Annotated in this window: 21 protein-coding genes (1 of these 21 only partly in view); 10 read left to right on the forward strand and 11 right to left on the reverse strand. The window is 54.7% G+C overall.

The window, feature by feature from the left end; translation table 11 throughout:
* Positions 1-523 precede the first annotated feature (523 nt).
* Positions 524-1540 carry an endonuclease/exonuclease/phosphatase family protein gene (locus HG66A1_RS03625; protein WP_145180897.1) on the reverse strand — a complete coding sequence of 339 codons (1017 nt, stop codon included), beginning with the start codon at positions 1538-1540 and terminating at the stop codon, positions 524-526.
* A gap of 130 nt (positions 1541-1670) precedes the next feature.
* Complete coding sequence (locus tag HG66A1_RS03630) at positions 1671-3143, reverse strand: purple acid phosphatase family protein (protein WP_232106746.1); 1473 nt, start codon at positions 3141-3143, stop codon at positions 1671-1673.
* A gap of 241 nt (positions 3144-3384) precedes the next feature.
* On the opposite strand from HG66A1_RS03630, the gene HG66A1_RS03635 reads away from it, so the two are divergent.
* A complete protein-coding gene (locus HG66A1_RS03635; protein WP_145180899.1) occupies positions 3385-3846 on the forward strand; it encodes an SMI1/KNR4 family protein in 462 nt (153 codons plus the stop codon).
* A 71-nt stretch (positions 3847-3917) separates the two neighbouring features.
* Positions 3918-4466, forward strand: coding sequence for an SMI1/KNR4 family protein (locus HG66A1_RS03640; protein WP_145180900.1), 549 nt, complete (start codon positions 3918-3920; stop codon positions 4464-4466).
* A gap of 10 nt (positions 4467-4476) precedes the next feature.
* Here HG66A1_RS03640 and HG66A1_RS03645 read toward each other — a convergent pair whose 3' ends face one another.
* Entirely contained in the window at positions 4477-4737 is a 261-nt protein-coding gene (locus HG66A1_RS03645) for a hypothetical protein (protein WP_145180901.1), read from the reverse strand.
* Positions 4737-6164 (reverse strand): sulfatase, encoded by a 1428-nt coding sequence (locus HG66A1_RS03650; protein WP_145180902.1) that lies wholly within the window; start codon positions 6162-6164, stop codon positions 4737-4739. Before HG66A1_RS03650 ends, HG66A1_RS03645 begins: the two co-directional genes overlap by 1 nt.
* A gap of 293 nt (positions 6165-6457) precedes the next feature.
* On the opposite strand from HG66A1_RS03650, the gene HG66A1_RS03655 reads away from it, so the two are divergent.
* From HG66A1_RS03655 to HG66A1_RS03665, 3 genes are all read left to right on the forward strand, one after another.
* Entirely contained in the window at positions 6458-6925 is a 468-nt protein-coding gene (locus HG66A1_RS03655; RefSeq protein ID WP_145180903.1) for a hypothetical protein, read from the forward strand.
* A 68-nt stretch (positions 6926-6993) separates the two neighbouring features.
* Positions 6994-7770, forward strand: coding sequence for an endonuclease/exonuclease/phosphatase family protein (locus tag HG66A1_RS03660; RefSeq protein WP_197996967.1), 777 nt, complete (start codon positions 6994-6996; stop codon positions 7768-7770).
* 1 nt (position 7771) lies between these two features.
* Positions 7772-9400, forward strand: a complete 1629-nt coding sequence (locus tag HG66A1_RS03665; protein ID WP_145180905.1) for a phospholipase D-like domain-containing protein — start codon at positions 7772-7774, stop codon at positions 9398-9400.
* A 145-nt stretch (positions 9401-9545) separates the two neighbouring features.
* Here HG66A1_RS03665 and HG66A1_RS03670 read toward each other — a convergent pair whose 3' ends face one another.
* Positions 9546-10061, reverse strand: coding sequence for a HEAT repeat domain-containing protein (locus HG66A1_RS03670; protein ID WP_145180906.1), 516 nt, complete (start codon positions 10059-10061; stop codon positions 9546-9548).
* Between the two features lie 215 nt (positions 10062-10276).
* Here HG66A1_RS03670 and HG66A1_RS03675 point away from each other — a divergent pair, with 215 nt between their 5' ends.
* The gene (locus HG66A1_RS03675) at positions 10277-12007 is read left to right on the forward strand and encodes a hypothetical protein (protein ID WP_145180907.1); all 1731 of its coding nucleotides are present in this window, start codon (positions 10277-10279) and stop codon (positions 12005-12007) included.
* Between the two features lie 35 nt (positions 12008-12042).
* Positions 12043-12495 carry an SMI1/KNR4 family protein gene (locus tag HG66A1_RS03680; RefSeq protein ID WP_145180908.1) on the forward strand — a complete coding sequence of 151 codons (453 nt, stop codon included), beginning with the start codon at positions 12043-12045 and terminating at the stop codon, positions 12493-12495.
* 207 nt (positions 12496-12702) lie between these two features.
* Here HG66A1_RS03680 and HG66A1_RS03685 read toward each other — a convergent pair whose 3' ends face one another.
* The 4 genes from HG66A1_RS03685 to HG66A1_RS03700 form a co-directional block, all read right to left on the reverse strand.
* Positions 12703-13122: a hypothetical protein gene (locus HG66A1_RS03685; RefSeq protein ID WP_145180909.1), complete on the reverse strand. Its 420-nt coding sequence runs from the start codon at positions 13120-13122 to the stop codon at positions 12703-12705.
* 40 nt (positions 13123-13162) lie between these two features.
* Entirely contained in the window at positions 13163-14467 is a 1305-nt protein-coding gene (locus tag HG66A1_RS03690) for an excinuclease ABC subunit UvrC (protein WP_197997169.1), read from the reverse strand.
* Between the two features lie 151 nt (positions 14468-14618).
* A complete protein-coding gene (locus HG66A1_RS03695; RefSeq protein ID WP_145180910.1) occupies positions 14619-15734 on the reverse strand; it encodes a YbdK family carboxylate-amine ligase in 1116 nt (371 codons plus the stop codon).
* A 4-nt stretch (positions 15735-15738) separates the two neighbouring features.
* Positions 15739-17016 (reverse strand): M20 family metallopeptidase, encoded by a 1278-nt coding sequence (locus HG66A1_RS03700; RefSeq protein ID WP_197996968.1) that lies wholly within the window; start codon positions 17014-17016, stop codon positions 15739-15741.
* A gap of 224 nt (positions 17017-17240) precedes the next feature.
* Between HG66A1_RS03700 and HG66A1_RS03705 the strand changes: the two genes are divergently transcribed.
* The 3 genes from HG66A1_RS03705 (at position 17241) to HG66A1_RS03715 (ending at position 20764) form a co-directional block, all read left to right on the forward strand.
* Entirely contained in the window at positions 17241-18770 is a 1530-nt protein-coding gene (locus HG66A1_RS03705) for a N,N-dimethylformamidase beta subunit family domain-containing protein (protein WP_145180912.1), read from the forward strand.
* 534 nt (positions 18771-19304) lie between these two features.
* Complete coding sequence (locus tag HG66A1_RS03710; RefSeq protein ID WP_145180913.1) at positions 19305-20249, forward strand: DUF1559 domain-containing protein; 945 nt, start codon at positions 19305-19307, stop codon at positions 20247-20249.
* A gap of 35 nt (positions 20250-20284) precedes the next feature.
* Positions 20285-20764, forward strand: coding sequence for a carboxypeptidase-like regulatory domain-containing protein (locus HG66A1_RS03715; RefSeq protein ID WP_145180914.1), 480 nt, complete (start codon positions 20285-20287; stop codon positions 20762-20764).
* Positions 20765-20854: 90 nt separating this feature from the next.
* Here HG66A1_RS03715 and rpiB read toward each other — a convergent pair whose 3' ends face one another.
* Both rpiB and HG66A1_RS03725 read right to left on the reverse strand, forming a co-directional pair.
* On the reverse strand, positions 20855-21316 hold the full coding sequence (gene rpiB, locus HG66A1_RS03720; RefSeq protein WP_145180915.1) for a ribose 5-phosphate isomerase B: 462 nt from the start codon (positions 21314-21316) through the stop codon (positions 20855-20857).
* Positions 21317-21464: 148 nt separating this feature from the next.
* Positions 21465-21634, reverse strand: the 3' end of a protein-coding gene (locus HG66A1_RS03725; RefSeq protein ID WP_232102125.1) for a PQQ-like beta-propeller repeat protein. Its footprint extends 1093 nt past the window's final position; 170 of the gene's 1263 nt are visible here — the last part of the coding sequence; its start codon lies beyond the right edge, outside the window — the gene reads right to left on this strand; the stop codon is at positions 21465-21467.

Below are 21634 nucleotides of genomic sequence, written 5' to 3' on the forward strand. Positions count from 1 at the left end.
TGCGGGCCTGGCGGCCTGATCCGTTCACGTCGCCGGGCAGTCATTGCCACGTGCCGCTCCAGGGAACCCGCATCCGGAGATTCTGAGTGAGGTTATATCTAATTGTATTTATGTGATTGATTTCGAAACTGGAGTCGATCGGCGGGTGATTCGCCCGCGAGCTTACACCAGATTGGCTCAGAACTTCCTGTGAAGAAGAATGATTCTTAACAATAGCAGAAGGTGTGCCAAACCGCAGCTGATAACCCGATTTACTGTCACAATCGGCTCCCCGCTGACCCCGCAAAGGATGTTGTCGACTCCCGGAAGCAGAGGGACGGGATTTTCACCACTTATTCCCCCCGAAATAGAGCCCTTCCGACCTTGCACCCGGCGGACGCCCAATCTGGAGAAAATTGTCTGCTGCTGGAAAGACAACCAGCAAGCTATGCCAGTCTGGAGAGCATGTGCCGAGAATGCGCGCAAATCATGCACGGAAAAAAGGCAGAGTGCTTGGCCATGCAGTAAGTGTTCGTATGTCAATTCAGTTCGGTAGCAGGTCTGCGATCACGGCCCGGTGGTCCGTATCTTCGGCTCGCTGGGCTTCGACGCGGACCGGCTGATAGTGAGTGTCGCACCGGATCTGGTCAATCCGCAGGAAGGGAACCGCGTTGGTAATCGTGCAGCCCCAGCCCGCTCCTGCGCTCATAAAAGCATCACGCAGCCGTGGAGGCAGTTCCCTGAAGATCGGATCCCGCGGGTTGACGTTGAAGTCCCCACCCACGATCAATGGCAGGTCTGCAGGCAGCTCTGTTAGTCGGCGACTGAGTGTACGCAGTTCGTCCCGCTGCAGAATCCGTTGATCACGATACGCACGCCAGCATTCCGGGTTCCACAGATCCGACCGGAATGGAGGCGGTGTCAGTCGCAGCGAAACCACGGCGATCTCGCGACCGGTCTGCAGGCGCACTTTGCCGATCACAAAGCTGACCGTCGACGCCAGCGGCTGAATTGGCGTGCGACTCAAAATCGAAGAATCAACCCCCGCCAGCAGGCCTGCATCCTCTCCCAGGAGTGGCTGGCTGATGTCGCGGAGTTGAATCACACTCGGCGTTTCCTGGATCAGAATCAGGTCCGCCTCATATTGTTCGAGTGCCGCCACCGCGCGACTGCTGCCATGTGCATTGAGTGAGATAACCCGCAATGGAACCCGCTCTCCCGCCTGTGTGCGCCAGGCCGGATCAGCACTCTTCCACAGCCCCCGCCAGAGACTGAGCGGCGTATCCGCAAACACCACCAGGAACAGCAACCAGAGCCCGATCGAAGCCAGGGCGAAACGTCTGCGATTCGCCCGTAACAATATCAGCGCCAGTCCCACACCACAGCCAAACCAGCACCAGCTCGGATAAACCGTCACCGCAGCACACGCATCCGGCTGCCACGCATAACAGACACTGAGTCCGATCCACAACAGTACCGTGATGGCAGCGGTGATCCGCGCGACAACCCGATCCAACCTGCTGTCAGGGCGGGAATCGGATTGGTGCGTAGTCTCGGTCATATTGGGACAGACTTGATTTCAGCAGAGACAGAAGACGGAAGAAGCAGTCTCTGAAATTATAAAGCCTGCAGTCATCAACGTCAGTAGGGAATGAAGAGTTTTCGTGCATACTTCAATTCCGTTGCTCTACCTACTCCTCCACCGGCGGTGCCTGATCCTCGAACACGTTTTTCCCCGCTTTATCTTTGGTAATCGTGAATTGATCGTACAACTTGCCAGTCACCGTTTTGGCCTGATAGACCAGGCGATCCTGCTCGACGGTAATCACCTGGTACAACTGCTTGCCCTGGGTGCGGCGGCGGAAGGGATCTGTCTGAATCGCTTCGGCGGGGTACTGCTTTAATTCATACATCTTCGGGCCACTGACGGAGACCACATACACCGGGCCGCCCGACTGATCCGCCACCCGCAGGCCGGTCGCCACGTTCTCTTCGGTTTCGAGTTGACGACTCAGTTGCAGCGATATCGGTCCGGTCCGTCCGTAGCTGTGATCGTGTCCCTGCAGCACGAGGTCCACGTGGTACTTTTCATACAGACGCTGCCACGTCTTGCGGAGTTCGGGATTATCGCGTTTCACGCTGGAGGAATAGATCGGGTGATGATGCGTCAGAATCGTCCAGCGATTCGGGTTGTTGCTTAAGACTTTCTTCAGCCACTCGGTCTGGGCTTCAATCTCCCGGTTCGAATCCAGGCCGATGATCCGCACGCCCTGTACGTCGACGTAGAAAATATTTTCTGTAGAACCCTTGGGCCCGTTGTCGGGAAACTCAAAGCGTTGTCCCCAGCGACGGCTGAGTGTTTTGGGCAGCGATTCCTCCCCCTCAGGTTTCTCCGCAAACGGATCGCGCGCATATTCGTGATTGCCGGGGACCGCCAGTTGGGGGATCGCAGAAAAGATGCCACTACCGGCGTAAAACCATTCGCCCCATTCCTGGTCGTGATTGCCATGATTTACCAGATCGCCGGCATGCAGCATGAAAGTCATCCGCGGGGCATCGCGGTACGATTCCCGAATCAGTCGCGACCAGTGGCTTTTTACGTCATTTTGAGCATCACCGACATACACGAAACTGACCGGTGCGACTACGTCTCCCTCGGATTCCTGCGCGGTGCGATACTGAATCCATTCACTCCAGGCGTACTCCGCAGTCAGCGGCTCCACGTCTTCCTGATCTGCTTTGGAAAGCGGAACCGTTCTGCGGCTACCCACGCGATAGACGTATAACGTGTTCGGCTTTAAATCCTCAAAAGTCGCCGCATGCATGTGCACGGTTCCCAGGTTCGTTTTGAGAGGCGACGTTTCACCCGGGATGAGACGGGCCTGCTTGACGAACTGCGGCCCCGTTTCGGCTGGCGCAATTTCAGCAACCGCATCGGCTCCCGCTTTACTCCGCCAGGTGACGGAAAAGGAACGGGCAGGGTCCTGCTTCCACGAAAGCAGAATCCGGTCCGGTACATCGGTGGCGACCGGCAGCGTCGGCTCGACAATCATCTTCTCGTAGTTTTTCTTATGTTCCCAGCGGGATTTCTCTTCACCCAGGACGGGAAGAGTCAGACTGCAGCAGACTGTCAACAGACACAGGCAGGAAGTCAATTTCAACACGGGACGCATCTTTCTGATTTCGAATCAACGGGTTCGCTTATGCAGGTACGATTTGAATTCCGGGCGGGAAACGATCCAGGATTGAAAACCAGTCAACCGATGCTGAATCGTTCAGAATCAGTCGAGTGTAACAGATCGGGAGACGGGAATAATGAAGCTTGTGTTATAAATCGGCAGAGATCTGCTATTATGATTGCGATCTCTGTTCCCCCAGTCCAGCAACAGCGCACAGGATGACTGCATGACCCGCAATGACGATATCGAGCAACTGTTGAAACAGGCGGACGCCTGCATCGCCGGCGGACAGTCGGACGAAATGATCGCAGCCGCTGAGGACCGGCTGGGAGTCACCTTTCCCGCTTCCTTCCGCGCGTACCTGTCGCAGTGGGGGAATCTGAGTTTTAACGGCTACGAATACTACGGTCTGACGCCGAATGCTGATTTCGATCACTCCGGCATTCCCAACTGTGTCTGGTTTACCTTACGCAAACGGGAGCAGATCGGGCTGCCGGCATCACTGGTCATCTTCCGCAACGAAAACGATGAGGAGTATTTTTGTCTCGATACCTCCCAGACAAGGGGGGACAACGAGTGCCCCGTCGTCATCTGGGATAACATGGTTGGCGAAATCGCACAGACTCTGAACGCGAGTTTCAGCGAATTTCTGCAGGCAGAACTGACCGAGTGGCTCGATGAAATGTGATGCGTTCAATTCATTGATACATAGGATGTGGTTTTAATCCAAATCAGAAATATGGATGGAAAATATTTCATATGCACGAACAGCTAATTGAGCGAATCAAAACTTTCACAAAGGTAAAGTCTTCCGTAGAACTGCTCCCTCCCGTCTCACCGGTTATGCTCGAACACGCCGAACAGCAGCTGGGTTTTTCGCTTCCCACCTTACTCAGCGAGTGTTACCTGCAATTCGCAAACGGCGGTTTCGGGCCCGGGTATGGTGTGATGGGCCTTGCCGGGGGAGCCACGTCCGACTTTGGTGATCTACTGGAAACATATCAGCAGCTGAAGACCGATCACGAATCGGAGGGGGAAATCTGGCCGCCCGGTCTGCTCCCCTTCTGCGAATGGAGCGACAATATTTTTTCCTGCGTGGAGTGCCACGATCCCCGTTATCTCATCACGACCTTTGATGCTGGCACACTCACGCCGCAGAACTATTCGCTCACGGAGTTCTTTGAGCTCTGGCTCAACGGCATTGATCTGCTGGACTTTGGCCCGTCGGCAACCGAAGCGGTAGAAATCACCAACCCCTTTACCGGCGAGAAAATACGCATCTCCCCACGAAATCCGGGGGAACGGTAATCCGGTTCTGTCATTTGGATTTCTGTTTCCGATACTTCCAGAAACCAGCGATGCCGGCCGGAATCCAGCCCAGAAACAGGGCGACCAGGAACACTGCTGGAATGGGAGCCATCCCCGGGCTTCCCGCTCCCGGACCGCTGCCTGAGTTGAGCAAGAACTCAATCAGGATTGCGATACCAATCAGAAACATCCATGTGCCAATCCCCCATAAACAGCCGGCAGCCGCTGGTTTCCATGCTTCGTCGTCTTGAGATGGGGGAGGATGACTCATCACCTCCGCCGCTCCGGATTCTCCTGCGGAAAACTCGCACCGACCTCTTTCAGCCAGGCGTGCAACTGATTCCACAACTGTTGTGCCTGCTCTGGTTTCTGCTCTGACAGATCGGTCGTCTCTGACGGATCCCGGCTGAGGTCATACAGCTCATTGCGATCGTCTTCGTAGTAATGAATCAGCTTCCAGTTCCCGGCCCGCATTGCGCTGGCGGGCGTGGTCGTGGGATAGTAATGCGGGTAATGAAAGTGCAGTCGGTCGCGTTTCAGTTTCTGAGTTACACCGGTGAGCAGCGGCTTCAGCGAAACCCCGTCCCGCTGCTCCTGGTCTGCTTGCAGTTCCAGCAGATCGATCAGGGTCGGATACAGGTCAGACGTCACTACCGGCTCTCCACAGACGCTGTCCGCAGTCGTCACGCCCGGCCAGCGGACGAGCAGGGGAATGCGGATCCCCCCTTCGTACAGCGACCCTTTCCCCGAACGGAGCGGGTGATTGTTCGTGACCGTCTTACCCTCGTACTTGTTGATGAAACCGCCGTTGTCCGACATCAGAAGCACCGCGGTCCTGTCGTCCAGTTTCAACTCTTCCAGCGTTTTCAGAATCCGGCCCACGTTCTCATCCAGGCTGGCCACCATCGCCGCATACTCGGCGTTCTGCCAGGGAGAGTACGGCTGGATTTTTTTCTCGTACGCTTTCACCACATCCGGCTTCCCCTCGATGGGTGTGTGCACCGTGTGATAAGCCATGTTCAGAAAAAAGGGACGCTTACCGCTAGCCGACGACTTCAGCAGGCGGATCGCTTCGTCCGTCAGCCGATCGGTCAGGTAGTCGTCTTTGTCACTCCGCTCCAGCACACCCGGCACATAGCGAAACTCGTGTCCGTAATGTCTGTCCCCGGCAAAGGGATAAAAGAACGTCTGCGGTGCGCCCCACAGTGTGCCGCCGATGTTGACTTCAAAGCCGTGACTCTCAGGATAAAAGCCCGCTTCACCCAGATGCCATTTGCCGACGTGCAGCGTCCGGTAACCTGCCTGGTGCAGCCGTTCGGCGATGGTGGTTTCAGCATGCGTCAGGTTGGGCAGCGACTTCCCTTCGATCAGCGGCCGCTTTGTTTTGCGGTGCGACTTGGCCTGTTCATGCCAGACGGTCATCTTCAATCGGGCCGGGTTCTTGCCGGTCATCAACGAAGCCCGTGTCGGACTGCAGACCGGCGAAGCCGCATACGCCTGCGTGAACTTCATGCTCTCTTGCGCCAGTCGATCAATGTGCGGCGTCTGATGCAACGTATTCCCGTAACAGGCCAGGTCGTGGGCGCCGAGATCATCGACAATGATGTAGACCACATTCAACGGTGCCGCGGTCACAACCATCGGTATGCTCAGCAGTAACACCACAAACCAGAACACTCTCCCGGCGAAGCGCTGCATCGGGGACTCCTCTGTCGTTTACAGAACTCGTTGAAAAGAAAGTCAATTCAGCAGAAATCTGAATTCTAACTGAATGTGGTGTGGGGAGCGAATGAAATCACAACGATCGCCCGCTCTCTGACAATTCATTTGGTGACAGATCAGCAAGCAGGCTGCGCGGTCAGAAACCAGTATTTCCACCAGATCGGGCCGATTGGGGACTGGCATGTGTTTTGCGACAGTCTGTCACACAGAGGCGATTGCGGCTGTAGCCGCTTTAAGCAGAATCCCTCACCAACAAAAAGGAGAACGCCATGAAATTTGTAACCCCCTGTTGTCTGTGTCTCAGTCTGTTCCTGGTCGCTTGTGCGAACGAGGATACTTCTGAAACGGTCGTCGTGAAAAAACCGATCACTGACCCGGTAACCGAAGAGGACGTTTCTAAGGAATTCGGCGAAGCTTACGACACCACTAAAAAGTTCACGCAGCAGAAGCACGATGAATACGCGGCCAAGCTGGATGAACAGCTCAGAGAACTGAACGTCAAAATCGATCAACTGCAGGAAAAAGGCAGCGATCTGAAAGATGACGCGAAGGTCAAATGGAACGAACAGTTGGACGAGCTGAAAGTGCAGCGCGACCACGTAAGTGAGAAACTCGAAGAGTTTAATGACGCCTCCGCGGATGCCTGGGAAGGTCTCAAACAGGATCTGGATACCGCCTGGGACAATCTTAAGAATTCCTACGACAATGCTGAGAATGAAATTGACGAGGAAGTTTAACAGGAACTTCCGGAGACACCTGCTGGTCTCCCGTTGCGGTAGCTCAATAGCGCAGGCGGAAGATCAGGGTGTCCTCTCTTGAAAGGGACAATGTGCAGAGAGACTCACTCCGCTTTGTGTCGTACAATATTCATTCGTGCCGCTCGGCCAGGCTGGAGCCGTCTCTGGATGATGTGGTGAATGTGCTTGGTGACGCTCAGCCGGACGTGGTCGCTCTGCAGGAAGTTGATGTAGACTGCCCCCGCACAGATCAAATCCATCAGGCGGAAGAGATCGGTCGGAGGCTGGAGATGACACCACACTTTTTCAGTCTGGTGGACTGGACTCAGTTTCAAAGTCGACACGAAAATCAGGGGCGCTACGGGTTGGCTTTTCTGTCGCGTAAAGACTTACTGCTGATCGATTCCCGGGAGTTTCACCTGCCCCTGCTGAGCCCGTTAAGCGAGCCGCGGGGTGTCTTTCAAATCCAGGCAGAGTGGCAGGGGAAATCGATCTCGATCCTGAACACACATTTGAGCGTGCACCGCCGGGAAAATCTGCTCCAGATGCAAGCTTTGTGTGAGTTGATTCAGCAGACCGGTACCGAACACGAGGCATCGATCCTGCTGGGAGACTTTAATACAACCGGACAGTCGCGGGCGATCAGAAGGCTTCGTACCCTGCTGTCAGAGTGCATTCCGACAGGAAAGCCGCGTGCCACTTTCCCCAGCCGTTTTCCATTGCTACAATTAGATCGTATTTTCACGGGTGGGGCTCTGGAGCCTCAGCCCAGCCAGGTACTCGCCTCTCCAGGCGCGCGTCAAGCCTCTGATCATTTTCCTGTTAAAGTGGAATTAAAACTCTAATATGAGTCGAAGCAGTTCGGCCTCTTCCGTGCTTTCCTCTTTTCTGGTTCCCGCCAGCGAGCATCGATGCATACCGCTGAGCGAAGGTCTTTCCGCATTTGACTGCCGCAAACGACTGATCCGCCACGCGCAGCATCGCATTTGGTTCAGTACCTTTCTCTGGCGGAATGACCGGGCGGGAAACTTCCTGGTCAACGAACTCGAACGCCGTGCCCGGGAAGGTGTGGAAGTACGGATCCTGCTCGACCATTGGGTCACGCTGCAATCAGAAGACTCAATTTTACCACGCCTGCGTCAGCTCGCAGCTGCGAGTGAGATTGAAGTACGGCTGTTTAACCCCGTTGTAGAGAAGATGGAACCCGGGGATGTGGAAGTCATGTGGGCGGCGGCGCTTTCCGGCGAAACGTTGAACCGCCGGATGCACGGTAAAATCGCCTTGTTTGACGATGCCTGCGTCATCCTGGGAGGCCGCAATCTGGGTGATGAGTATTTCGACATGCACCGTTTTCGTTGTTTCACCGACACCGAAATTCTGGTCAGCGGTCCCGTCGTTACCGAAGCACACGACGCATTTGCCCGCTTCTGGGATCACGATCTGAGTGTGAACCTGCTGGATTTCGCAACGGAGCAAGAGGATGCCACGGCACCGTCTGATTCTGATGCCGCTTCTAATCTGCCGGAACCTTTTTCAACCATCGCAGCAGAGTGTTGCCCCGACTATACCGCGCGCATTTTTGAGCCCCGCTCGATCGAATTCTGTTATGATCAGCCTCGTGTCGACACCCGGTTACCGGACGAGACGGGGAACTGGCTGGAAGAGGCTCTGGCCTCAGCCCGGAAAAGCATTCATCTCACTTCACCCATCACCATCTTTCCGGTTTCGTGGTTCGAGCGACTGGAAAAACTGCGTGCGCAAAACGACGGCTTTCTGCTCTCGATTGTTACAAACAGCCTGGTTTCCACAGACAACCTTTACACCTATGCGGCGGGACTCAAACAACGAAAAAAGCTGCTCAACCGGTTCCACGCCTGTCTGCATGAAATTCGCGCAGTCCCCGAAGATGCGGCCGATGTCATTCCCAGCTTTCCAAGGCTTGCTGATGAGAATCAGAAAACGGACGAACAGCCGGCCTCCGGCTTTGGGGCGAATCCCTTTGAGTGTGAGCAATTGCATACGACCCTGCACTGCAAGTATTTCATCATTGATGGCACAACGACACTACTCGGCTCACCCAATCTGGATCCCCGTTCGCTGTACATCAACACGGAACTGCTGCTGCGGATCGAAGATGAAGCACTCAGCCAGTATTACCTGGAGCACCACAATCGGTTGCGGTATAACACGAACAGCTGGATCGTCGCCCGTCGACCAGACGAAACACTCTGGACCCGCTTAACGGGCCTGATTTCGTTCAAGCAGCCACGCGATGACGCCATCGGAGCGCATCGACCCGGCTACTGCTTCACACCCGGGGAAGGCACCGTCAAAGAAATCCCCGATCCCCTGGCCGCCGATTTCTACGAACGCTACCAGGCCTGCGGCGTCTATCCGGGAATCAACGATTCCGACGAAAAAGTCGAACTCTTCCTGACCGAGAATCTGTCCTACCTGTTTCGCGATTCGCTCTGAAAGATAGAAACAGGATTCCGACAGGTGAGCGGGAGAAGTGAAAGATTTATGACGGGAATTAATGCCTGTTACGCTGGAACAGGCACCAGTCTATTCCACGGAATTGAAGGACCGATTATGGTCTTGAATAATCCCTCAGGGGCGGTCAGGAAATATCAGCCTGTCGCTGATCGTCGATGAGATTTCCGACTAATTCCCGAATCTCTTCCGTCAGTGGCGAACGGGACACCTCCTCCAGCAGCGCAAGCACACGCGGTGATTTGATCTGTCCTACAGCGATCAGGCTGGCCGCCTGGATATCTTCATCTGCAGAACGCACCAGAATAGACAGTGGGTCGATCAGCCTTTCATCCGGAAAATTCGCCGCGATCTGGGCATTCCAATAGACGATATCTCTAGCGGGAGAACCGAGATTTTCCAACAAGAGTGGTACCACATCCTCCGCCCGATATTGTATCACCGCCACTTCAATTGTCTGGTACACACCATAGCCATCACCGGGTCCGAACACAGTCAACAGCAGTGGCAGCGCCTCAATGCCGGGGTGCTCAGTTAAATACCGAACCACTTCATCGAGCGCTTCGCATTCGGCATCCCAGTCATCATCCGCAGGCATGGGTTGATGTCGAGTCAGAAAATCGAGGCACTCACTCTGGTTCATGACACACTTGACCGTTGAATTAGAATCAGGAAATGGAAAAAAGTGTTGGGTGCAAGACCGGCAAACAGGTATCCTATCGTAACGGAATGAGTATCTGAACACACGAGTCTGCTGATATCTTCTGGTCTACCGGCGAGGGGAATCATTTCTGTTCGTTGATGATCCGTCAGCAATAACAGCTCGAAATCGCTTTCCCACTAAGTGGATGAATTGAGATGAAGATCCCATTAGCCAGCAGCAGATGTTACCTGATTCTCGTCATCTTCCTCATACAGACGGTTCCCATTGTCTGCCAGGCAGGTGAAGACGTTCTGTTCCAAATGGCGCGTTCGATACTCAAAAATGAGAGTGATCCAGCTGACGATTCACTCTCTGTTGCCCGGTCGCAGTATTTGAAATTTGTGGCGAAACAGCGCGATGAAAAGGAGACTGCGTCATTACTGGAAATCTGGCCGGCCGATAGTCTGACCGAGGCTGAAATCCGCTTGTCTCATTGCTGGCGGAACAGGCTTTACTGGGCGGGGCTCCAGTATGCGCCCCGCTCGGAACTCCCCCTCTCCCGAAAACTGACCAGTCTGGTCGGACATAACAAAGTACCACCCGAAAAAGTCATTACGCAGCTACTGGCACAGGAACAGAAACCAATTGCGTCACTGGACCAGTCGATGGTGGCCCTCCTGCGATTTTCCGCCCGTTATGATCAGGCACTCCAGAGCAAAGATCCCCAGGCGGAATTGCAAAAACTGGAACCGGATGTGCAGGCACTGGTACCGCACGCCTTACAGCTTCTGGAAAAAAAGTATCCAGCCAAGGGGTACTATCATTTCACCTGGCACCCCGTCAAAGCGGAAGTAGCCCAATGTCTGTTTGCCATGCTGACAATCGTTCCTGCAGAACAACGTTCGCCTGAGTTACGCCAACTTTCCGGTCAGATTGACAAAGCGTTCGGTCTGGGGTGTGCCCATCGTGGCTGGTACGCTGCTTACGAAAGGGGAGTCGAACTGTTGGCCAGGCAAGATGCAGGACTGGCACTCCGGGTCTGGCAGTCAGATTTTCTTGAAAATCCGGAAGTGCTGACCAGCGTTTCCCGGCTGCTCTCGCCGGAGAACCGGCCAGCTTTTCCAGAATTCGCACGTTTTGTCTCAGGGACGAAGTCATTACTGGAGTTGTTACGCAAAACGCCCGACCCTTCAAATCAAGCTGACCTGTCGGCTCTGCTGGAGCACGAAGACAGCGAGCTCTGGCGGTTCTGTCTATTCCTCACGCTGGAAACGGCCCGGCTTCGTCAAGATCGACAACTGTTGCAGCTGGCTTCAAAGAAACTGCTGGAACAGAGCGGGCGACTTTATGATCCCCAGCAAGAAGAGGCTTTTAATATGATCAACGATCTGAACTGCCTCTACTATTCCGCATTTCGTGCGGCTCAACAGGTCAATAATCAAAAACTCCAGCACGAGCTCCTGTCTCGAATGGTCCTGCTCTATCCCCGGGTTGGTGAGTCTTTCTTTAATATTCTGGATGAGCGACACATTCAGAAGCAGGATTGGTTGTATCTGTTCCACAAGCGTGATCCTGCTTCGGACTGGCTTTGGGAATATACCGTAATGCTGCAGGAAGAAGTGGAAGAATTTGGTTCCGGAATTTATGAAGCCGGTGTGCTCTGGGCGACGACCGGCCGTACTCGTCTGGGAGAGAAATCAGCCCAAATCATCTTCAAACACCAGTTTAAGCGACAGTGTTTTGCCTGGGGAGCCGGCTACTCCGTCGGCAAAGGGAGTACTCCTTTAGCGGTCGGAGCAACCTGGCTGCAACTCAGTCAGTTGGACCCGGAGTTTAATCAGCCGGACTGTTTTGTGGAGTATTGTGCTGGCTACGCGGAAGGGAGACAGAAACTGACTGACGACTGGGATGCACGCTTCTTGCGTGTGCTGGATACTACTAAGTAATATTACACCGAGCCCCCAATCGCGAAAGAACCCAAATGTCGAAGCCGGAACAATTACTGGAACGCCTGATTCGAGCAGAACTCTGCCCTCCTGATGAAATTAGAGGATGCACGCAGAAGCAGCTCAGGCAAATAGAAAAATGTGCGGCGGCACCACTCCCTGCAGATTATCTGGAAACTCTGTCGCTCATCGGCTGCGCTGCAGGACATTTCATGAGTGATCTGGACTTTTTCTATCCAGCCATGCTCTCTTTAACCGAGCGGACAAGAGAACTGATTGCCGAATCAATTTCACTCCCTGAAGATGCCTTCGTCTTTGCCGACCGGTATGGCGAACAGATCCTCTTCTTTCGACTGGCTGAAAAACGGAAGGGAGCAGTTTATAAGTGGAGCGATGAAGAGCCGGAGCAGTTTTTAAAAGTGTTCAATTCATTCAGAGAGTTCCTCGAAGCAGAACTGACAGCTCATGAAATGCAAGCGGGAGACTGATGGCTTTAATTACTGATATCCTCGAACAACTGAAAGTTATCGAGGAACACTTCGAACTATTCGAAGACGATGGGGATGATTTTGAAGAACATCGGAATCGGGCTCCCGAAATGTCGTAAAAGGAGTTTCTGGAACATAGAAACCGAACAAACTGACTGACGACTGGGATGTACGCTTCTTGCGTGTGCTCAAATAGCTTGAGCTAGTTTAATCTTCCAGCAAACTTTCGAGGAATTCCGTGGGCTGGACGGGCTGATTCATACAGTCGTAAATCACAAATTTCACACTCGGATTAGCAATTAAACTTTGAGTCACATACTTGAGTAGTTTGCTGGCCGGGATGAGTTGACTGAATGTCAAATAGAATGCACGAGTCTTTCCCGGGATCAGCGGGTTATTGAAAAGGAGTTCGAATATCTCATTCTCTTCATACCATTCTTCGAGTAATGCTGCGCGTGTCTCTTCTTCTATTTTGAGGAACTCATACTGACCATATGGTTTGATGACCTCTAGTGCAATAATCTTGTCATCGAAATGAATATCAAAACGATCCGGGACGGCTTTGACAGATTCAAAAATTAGCTCCAGTGTAACATCGCAGTCAGTAATAAAATAAGAAGCTCTCATTTTCAAACTCTTGGAAATACTTGGGGATGGGATTCACTCCTCACTCATCAAAGTGCGATTTCTTCCGCAGCAGGTGATGATAATGCTGGGCGAAGCGGTGCGATTCGTCGCGGACGTATTGCAGCAGTCTTAAGCCATAGGAATGCCGGCTCAGGCGGCGGGGTTCGACTTCACCCGGGACGTAGACCTCTTCTTCGCGTTTGGCCAGGGAGATTGTGAACGGGGGCTCGACCCCCAGTTCGCGCATCGCGGTCATCGCGGCGTTGAGCTGACCTTTGCCGCCGTCAATCAGCAGGATGTCGGGAAACGATTCCCCCTCCTGGTGCAGGCGCCGGATGCGTCGGCTGACCACTTCGCGGATCGAGGCAAAGTCATCGATCCCTTTGACGGTGCGAATCTTGAACCGCTTGTAACCATGCTTAAAGGGCAGACCGTCGATGAACTGCACCAGGCTGGCCACCGTTTCGCCCCCCTGCAGATGCGCGATGTCGACCCCCTCGATCCGTCGCGGCAGTTCGGCCAGGCCGAAGACTTTCTTCAACCCCTGCATGCCTTTCTTCGGGTCGATGTAAAACACCTCGGGTTGCGCATGGTCTTCCAGGTTGCCCCGCAGGTTGATGTTGTCCAGCAGCTCGATTTCATTCCGCAGCCGGGCCGCTTTTTCGTAGAGTCGCTGTTCGGACGCCGCCAGCATCTCCTTCCGCATCTCTTTCAGCAGCCGGTCCTTCTTGCCGTCCAGGAACAGCTTCAGCTTGTTGATGTCCTTGCGGTAGTCCTCTTTGCTGATCCGCAGATTGCAGGGCGCCGTGCACTGGTTGATGCTGTGCAGCAGGCAGGGACGGAACCAGCGCCACTTCTCGTCCCCCTCATCGATGTCCAGCGAACAGTTGCGGAACCGGAAGATCTTCTGCAGCACCGTGATCGCCCCCCGCAGCTGTTTCGCGTTGGTGAAGGGGCCGTAGAGCTTCGTCCCTTTGCTGTTGGGGGTGCGGGTGAACTCGACGCGGGGAAAATCTTCGCGGGTGGTGATCTCCAGGTAGGGGAAGGTCTTGTCGTCTTTGAGTTCGGAATTGAAGCGGGGCCGAATATCCTTGATCAGCCGCGCTTCGAGCAGCAGGGCGTCGACCTCGGTCTCGGTCTCCAGATAATCGATGTCCGCGATTTCGGTTACCAGTTCCGCCGTCCTGCGTTCGACCGCGGCTGCCTGGGTGAAATAACTCGACGCGCGGCTTTTGAGGTTCACCGCTTTCCCCACGTAAATCACGCGGCCCTGCGCGTCCTTCATCAGGTACACGCCGGGCGTGGTCGGAAACGTACGTACTTTCTCGTGGGGTGTCTGCGGAATCTCCCCGCTCGACGCGGACGTCGTTTCGACGGTGGGAGTTTCTTCTGGAGACTGAGGGTCTGAATCAGACACGAAAACAGATTCCTGCAAACGCGGGGTGACAGTTCGAATGGATCGCGGACTAAATGATTATAGAAGCGGCGTCATGAAATCAGAAGAGGCTATTTTCCTCGATCATCCGCTTCACGACTTCCCGTTTATCGTTGGTCTCTTCCATGATGGCCAACTGCCGCTTGGCACCGGAGTTATGAACCAGATCGTAGATCCGCTGTAATTCGTCCGTACACTCCAGGCGTTCCGACATTGGAGAGACGAGGTCGACCAGGTGTGTCGTCGAATCGATCACCGAATACAGCTGGTAGCTGTCGCTGTTGACCAGGCTCGCATCGATGCCGTAGCGGGTCGCCCGCCACTTGTTCTGCTGCACCATCATCGGGTGATGCTGTAACTGGTAGGCGCCTTCATCGATTTCGTCCGAAATGCATTTCACCAGGCACTGCACGAACGCGGCGATCGACAGCACCTGCTCCAGGTTGGCTGGCATGTCGCACACGCGGATTTCCACGGTGCCGAAATTATGATGCGGGCGGATGTCCCACCAGATCTCGCGGATCGTGTTGATGAATCCCGTGCTGATCAGGTGGTTGATCAGCCACGTGTATTCGCTGTAGTTCCGCATGTTCGGCGGCAGCCCCGCAGTCGGCAGGCCTTCCATGATCTTGGAACGGTTCGAATGCAGGCCCGTGTTGCGGTTCTCCCAGAACGGCGAGTTCGACGAGAGTGCCAGCAGCAGAGGCAGGTAACGCAGCATCCGGTCGCAGACCATCACCGCTTTGTCACCCGAATCAACGCCCACATGCACATGCAGTCCGAAGGTCACCAGTCGACGGGCTACGTCCTGCATCAGTTCGACGAGTTCGTAATAACGATCGTTGACTGTGATCTTCTGATCCCGCCAGGAAGAGAAGGGGTGCGTCGCGGCCCAGAACAGCTTCAGCCCCAGCTCGTCGGCGACGTTGGTCACCGCTTCCAGTTTGCGTGTCAGATCTTTGCGGACATCACTCACCGTACGACAGACGCCCGTGTTGATTTCCAGGTAGCTCTGCATCAGCTCCGGTTTGATCGACTGGCCCATGCCCTCGGGCAGACCACTTAACAGTTCCGAAACCGAATTCGAAAGGGCAAACGTCTCCGCATCGACGAGCTGCAGTTCCAGTTCCACACCCAGGGTCGGATAATCGTTACGGGCAAAAGAGAGGGTCCCCATCGTACTAATTCCCTTTTTGGATGAGTTGCGGGTTCAGCGAAAGCAGCAGAGCAGCCTGCAATAAGATGCGACTTCCTATTTTAAGCACACGCTCATCGATATCGAAATAGGGAGAATGCAAAAACACCGTTTTTTGATCGGGACGAGCACAGCCCAGTCGCAACATCGAACCGGGAACATGCTGCAGATAAATGGAAAAATCTTCACCCCCCATGCTGGGCAGATCGATCAGTCCGACCTGCTCAAGCCCAAGTACGTCGATCGACGCCTGTTCCAGAGCAGCCGAGATCGTTTTGTCATTCACGACCGCGGGCAGAGGCGATTTGAACAGCACCTCGATCCGGGTATTCGTACTCTGAGCGACGCCGCTGGCGATATTCTGAATCCGATCATGCAGGACTTCGCGTGCCTGATCGTTGGTGGAACGCAGACTCCCTTTCAGTTCCGCAATTTCGGGAATCACATTCGGTGCCAGCCCCGAGGAGATCTGACCAATGGTAAATACCGCCGGCATACGCGAGTCGATCGAGCGGGGCAGGTTCTGATACAGGCTCGAAATCAGTTGGGCTGCCGTGGTGATGGGATCATTTCCATGATGCGGACGGGCCGCGTGTCCGCCGCGCCCATGAATTTCAAAATGGACTTCATCGCAGAACGCTGTCATCACGCCATAGCGGATGTTCGCGGTTCCCGCCTGGATTTCCGGATCCATGTGCAGCCCGATGATCGCACTCACCCCTTCCAGGGCTCCCTGTTCCACCATCCAGCGGGCACCCATGCAGATCTCTTCCGCCGGTTGAAAAATGAACCGCAGCCGTAATCCCTGCCCCGGCCATTCACTTTGGAACAGCTCCTTCACCCGGCCCGCAGCGAGCGCCACACCCAGGGCAATCGACGTATGAGCATCGTGGCCGCACAGGTGACCGACACCTGGATTATGCGAGCAGTAATCAACTTCTTTGAGGTCGGTGATCCGCAGTGCATCGATGTCGGCCCGAATCGCGATCAGTGGTGCGTCCTCGGTCGGCGTTCCCAGCGTCATGTCGGCGACCACACCCACATCGTTATTCATCAGCCGCGGTTCCAGGCCGATCTCACGCAGCGTGTTGCAGATCAGTTGCGAAGTCTCTTTTTCTTCCCCGCTGATTTCCGGTTTCTGATGCAGTGTGCGTCGTGTTTGAATGAGTGTTGGCTCGAGCTCGTCCAACTCCTCATGCAGCTGTTTCGTAAGTGACTGATAAAAGGCTCGGCTTTCCGTCTGATCAATTGAGAATGAGGCCACTGAGTACTCCGCGTCGTTGCCATGATGCCGACAGACCGTCTGCGCGACAGCCGATGAATCATGGGCTGATATGAAAAAGCATTTATTTGTACTTCTTATTTTAATGAAGTTAAGGTTATCATAAAGGCAGAAGCAGAAAATTAAGCGTCCTAAATAATTATTGGAAACCGCCACACCGAATTTCTGCGACCGAATCGACCACAGCGAATTTAGGAATCAGCAACATGAAAGAGATAGATGCAGATCGCCGGAATCTGTTGAAAGGGGCCGTCGCGACATCGCTGGCTTCACTCGCAGGAAACTTTTCACTCAACAGTGCCCACGCCGCCAAAGCAGACCCCGATTTAATTCATCGGGAAAACCTCAAAGAAGGATCCACCGACTGGCAGCTCACCCGCGTCATGCTCGACAGCCGCAACGGATTTCGTTCGTCCAAGATTGAAGGCTACTGTTCGAAGCAGAGCGTCGCCGCCGGCGAGCCGATCGACATCATGGTCTCCACCCGACCGGCGCAAGAGTTCAAAATCGAAATCTTCCGCACCGGCTATTACGGCGGTCGCGGTGCCCGGCTGATGACCACACTCGGCCCGTTCGAGGGCAAACCGCAGCCCGTTCCCCAACCGGGTAAAAAGAATCTGCACGAATGCCATTGGGACTCCGCGGTCACACTGACGATTCCCGATGACTGGCCGAGTGGCGTCTACCTGGGCCGACTCTCCACACTCAAAGACAAGACCGGCCACGGCTACTGGCAGAGCTATGTCGTCTTCATCGTCAAGGACGATCGACCCGCGGACATCCTCTTCCAGTGTTCCGATAACACCTGGCAGGCTTACAACAAGTGGCCCAGCAACTATTCGGTTTACACGCATCCCAAAGGGAATCAGGGGCCCTGGGCTGACGTCAGCTTTGACCGTCCCTACTCCAAGTATGCCCAGATCTATGAGAACCCGCAGTCACTCGGTTCCGGGGAATGGCTCTGCTTTGAATTCCCCTTCGCCTACTGGCTGGAGAAACATGGTTACGATGTAACCTACTGTTCCAACAGTGATATGATCACCCCCGATCACGGACTGAAATGTAAGTCGTTCCTCTCGGTGGGCCACGATGAATACTGGGATATTCGCCAGTACGAGTCGGCCGTCAAGATGCGCGACGCGGGCGTGAACCTGCTCTTCTTCTCTGGTAATTCCGTCTGCTGGGTCACCCCGCTGATGAACAGCACCGACGGGCGTCCCAAACGGATCATGTTCCGCGGCGGCCCCTACGGCGGAAAATATAAATACGCCGAAGACCGTGAGCGGGACAACGGCCCCTTCCCGCACCGCGGTCCCGACGAAGGTTATCTGATGGGATCCCGCAATGTCGATCCGGTCAACGGGGGCGGCGACTGGGTCTGCGAATTGCCCGACCACTGGATCTTCGCAGGGACGGGCATGAAAAAAGGAGACTCGATTCCCGGTCTTATCGGCTGGGAATATCACGGCGATCCGCCTCAGGATATTCCCGGACTCGAAGTCGTGGCTAAGGGAACCGCCCTGCAGGGAGGCGTCAATCCACAGGAGTGGACCGCCACGATTTATCCCGGCCCGAAGAACAACTTCGTGTTTAACGCCTCGACCATCTTCTGGTGTCAGGACCTCTCCAGCCCGCCCGGGCACATGCTTCCCTGGTCACACTGGTCCCGACCGCACGGACCCGATGAACGTGTGCAGCGAATTACACACAACATCATCCGCCGCGCGATCTCCTGAAGCAGAGCGAACGCCAGCCTCACAACGCCCCGTTTTTGCGGGGCGTTTTTTTATGCAGCACACTTCTCCGGCAAGATTGATCAGGGCTTCAAACGAAACTCACGAAATCTTCTTACTGCAGCGGAATGTCTCGTTTTTCAGCACTGCAGACTGCTGAGAGATCGCCCTGAATACCCTGGTGGAACAGCTTGTGGTTCGGTTGTAAGTGTCTTTGATGAAGGTGGTTATGGGGTTGGCGGGGTGGCCTTGGAACCACGGGCTGCAGTACACATTTTTTCAAAATAAGAGTGCTCTCTGCTGCCCGGTATTTACCGGCGCTTCATTAAATCTTTCAACAGGCCGGGTATAAAGTATTGCGTTTACAGGCTGAGTTCCCGCTCATTCCGGCTGTGCTGCCTGCACACCACCAACCCGCCGCCGCAGTATCTGGAACATCAGCAATTTTACTGCCTGGCTCGCAGACTGATTCTATCAGGTGGAAACAGACACACCTGATTTCGTTATTGCTTTATCCCGTTCATGTGAGGAAACCGAATGTTACCCAACGCCTACGCACCCCGACGACGCACCGGCTTTACCCTGATTGAGCTGCTGGTCGTCATCGCGATCATTGCCATTCTGATCGCCTTGCTCCTGCCCGCCGTTCAGCAGGCACGCGAAGCCGCCCGTCGCTCCCAATGCAAAAACAATCTCAAGCAACTCGCCATCGGCATGCACAACTACCACGATGTCCACGGTTTGCTCCCCTTCGGCTGGGATCAGCGCGGGGCCGGCTGGAGTGCCATGATTCTACCCATGATCGACCGGGCCAACATTTACAACACCCTCATCTTCCAGGAATCAGGTGACGGCAACTGGGACTCCGGATCTGCCAACACCACCGCTGCCAGCACCTATCTCCCCGTACTCGTCTGCCCCAGTGCTCCCATCAAAAAGCACTATAGTTTCAACGGTATCCCGAACCGGGCCCCCTCGACTTACCTCGGGAACTCCGGCTCAGAAGCGTCTTCGGATGATGAATCAACCAAGATCACGGGCACCAAATCGCTGGAGGACACCACGCAGAACGGTTTGTTCTACGCCTGCAGCAGCGTCGTACTCCGCGATATCAAAGATGGAACCTCCAATACCTTCATGCTCGGCGAAACACAAACCGACATCGATTTCGGTAAAGACGGGCAGTCCATGGACCACTGGATCATCGGTTCTCCCCAGACCGATCCCTGCGGTTGTAACAATGGCACAGGCGGAACGGAGTTCACCGAATTCGTCGGCTCAGCCTATCCCCGCATGAATGCCCGTCGTACCGAACCGACCGTCAGCGGACATCTGATGGAACTTTCTTACGGCAGCTGGCACGTCGGGGGCGGACACATGGCCTATGCGGATGGCTCGGTTCATTTCCTCTCAGAAAATATGGATTTGAACGTCTACCGCGGCCTGGCCACACGCAATGGCCGGGAAGTCGTCACTCCGTAACATCCATTGCTGATTGATTTTAAAGGTGATCTCTGATGAAACTGTTTCTGATTTCCGGTCGCGCGGTTCGAATGCTGGCGACCCTTTGTCTGCTGAGTGCAACGGTTGGCTGTGGCGGTTCGATCCATCCCGATTACAGCCAGCTCGGTCTGGTCGATGTCTCCGGAACCGTGACCCTCGACGGGCAGCCCCTGTCTGGTGCCGAGGTTGCCTTCGAAGCCCCCGATGGTACTTATTCCGCGGGGGTGACAGACTCCAGCGGCAATTTCGACCTGATGTTCAACACCGAAAAGTCCGGTTGTCTGACCGGAGAAAAAACGGTCCGCATTCGGATGGCCGGTAATCCCGAAGGCATGGGAGAGGCTCCCGACGATGCAGGGAACTCGGATGAAGGAGGCAAGCAGAAACCGGCTCCCGGGAAGATCCCTGCGGCGTACAATCAAGACTCGACCCTCAAAGCGACTGTCGACGCCGATCACACCTCGTTCCAGTTCGATCTCAAAAGCAATCCCTGAGATTTGACGTTCACTGAAGCGACGCGTACAAAAAAAACAGGCTGTGACACCCGGAAGTGTCACAGCCTGTCTGTGTAAGTCGTCCAGTTGTTACTCGTCCAGTTTTTCGATGCGTCTCTGGTGACGTCCCCCTTCAAAGGGGGTGCTCAGCCAGATGTCGATGATCTCATACACGTCATGCATCGAGACCATGCGTTCGCCCAGCGAGATCATATTCGCATTGTTGTGCTGTCGTGCCAGTCGGGCTGACTTCTCGTTCCAGCACAACGCACATCGCACCCCTTTGACTCGGTTGGCGGCAATCGCTTCGCCGTTTCCTGACCCTCCCAGCACTATGCCACGCTCGAACTCACCTGCAGCCACCGCTTTGGCGGCGGGGAAGATAAAGTCCGGGTAATCGACTGACTCGGTCGAATCGGTGCCGAAATCTTCGACCTGGTAGCCCTGTTGCGTCAGGTGTTCGATGATTCTTCGCTTGTAGCGATAACCGGCGTGGTCGGAGGCAACTACAATTTTTTTAACAGGTTCTTCTGAAGGTACTGGAGCGGTCATGCGTTTGAAATTCTAGTGTCGAGCAATCGTGCAGGGGCGCTCTTCGGACGTGTCGGGCAGGGATCTCACACAACAGAGATCGCAGTGCCCGCTCACATCGGCAGGGAACGCCGGATCAAATAAAAAGGGTTAACGGTGAATCGAGGTCTTACTTCCCAATCCGGTAGAGTTGTGATTTCGTGCGAATCAGCAGCGTGTCGCCGGCGACGGCGTAAGACGCGAGTGTCGGCTCTTTCAGGTGATTGCGGCTGATCTCTTTATAGGTTGTTCCGGGAGCGATGATTGTGGTTTCCCCCTCTTCGCTCTGGAAATAAATCT

Origin of the sequence: Gimesia chilikensis, from assembly GCF_007744075.1 — a bacterium.
Classification (GTDB): domain Bacteria; phylum Planctomycetota; class Planctomycetia; order Planctomycetales; family Planctomycetaceae; genus Gimesia; species Gimesia chilikensis_A.

What these genes read in the sequence shown, in the direction of transcription:
- HG66A1_RS03640 (WP_145180900.1), top strand. Translation starts at nt 3,918, where the DNA reads ATGCACGAACAGCTAATTGAGCGAATCAAAACTTTCACAAAGGTAAAG.
- HG66A1_RS03665 (WP_145180905.1), top strand. Translation starts at nt 7,772, where the DNA reads ATGAGTCGAAGCAGTTCGGCCTCTTCCGTGCTTTCCTCTTTTCTGGTT.
- HG66A1_RS03645 (WP_145180901.1), bottom strand. Translation starts at nt 4,737, where the DNA reads ATGAGTCATCCTCCCCCATCTCAAGACGACGAAGCATGGAAACCAGCG.
- HG66A1_RS03625 (WP_145180897.1), bottom strand. Translation starts at nt 1,540, where the DNA reads ATGACCGAGACTACGCACCAATCCGATTCCCGCCCTGACAGCAGGTTG.
- HG66A1_RS03650 (WP_145180902.1), bottom strand. Translation starts at nt 6,164, where the DNA reads ATGCAGCGCTTCGCCGGGAGAGTGTTCTGGTTTGTGGTGTTACTGCTG.
- rpiB (WP_145180915.1), bottom strand. Translation starts at nt 21,316, where the DNA reads ATGACCGCTCCAGTACCTTCAGAAGAACCTGTTAAAAAAATTGTAGTT.
- HG66A1_RS03655 (WP_145180903.1), top strand. Translation starts at nt 6,458, where the DNA reads ATGAAATTTGTAACCCCCTGTTGTCTGTGTCTCAGTCTGTTCCTGGTC.
- HG66A1_RS03680 (WP_145180908.1), top strand. Translation starts at nt 12,043, where the DNA reads ATGTCGAAGCCGGAACAATTACTGGAACGCCTGATTCGAGCAGAACTC.
- HG66A1_RS03715 (WP_145180914.1), top strand. Translation starts at nt 20,285, where the DNA reads ATGAAACTGTTTCTGATTTCCGGTCGCGCGGTTCGAATGCTGGCGACC.
- HG66A1_RS03670 (WP_145180906.1), bottom strand. Translation starts at nt 10,061, where the DNA reads ATGAACCAGAGTGAGTGCCTCGATTTTCTGACTCGACATCAACCCATG.
- HG66A1_RS03705 (WP_145180912.1), top strand. Translation starts at nt 17,241, where the DNA reads ATGAAAGAGATAGATGCAGATCGCCGGAATCTGTTGAAAGGGGCCGTC.
- HG66A1_RS03635 (WP_145180899.1), top strand. Translation starts at nt 3,385, where the DNA reads ATGACCCGCAATGACGATATCGAGCAACTGTTGAAACAGGCGGACGCC.
- HG66A1_RS03675 (WP_145180907.1), top strand. Translation starts at nt 10,277, where the DNA reads ATGAAGATCCCATTAGCCAGCAGCAGATGTTACCTGATTCTCGTCATC.
- HG66A1_RS03695 (WP_145180910.1), bottom strand. Translation starts at nt 15,734, where the DNA reads ATGGGGACCCTCTCTTTTGCCCGTAACGATTATCCGACCCTGGGTGTG.
- HG66A1_RS03685 (WP_145180909.1), bottom strand. Translation starts at nt 13,122, where the DNA reads ATGAGAGCTTCTTATTTTATTACTGACTGCGATGTTACACTGGAGCTA.
- HG66A1_RS03710 (WP_145180913.1), top strand. Translation starts at nt 19,305, where the DNA reads ATGTTACCCAACGCCTACGCACCCCGACGACGCACCGGCTTTACCCTG.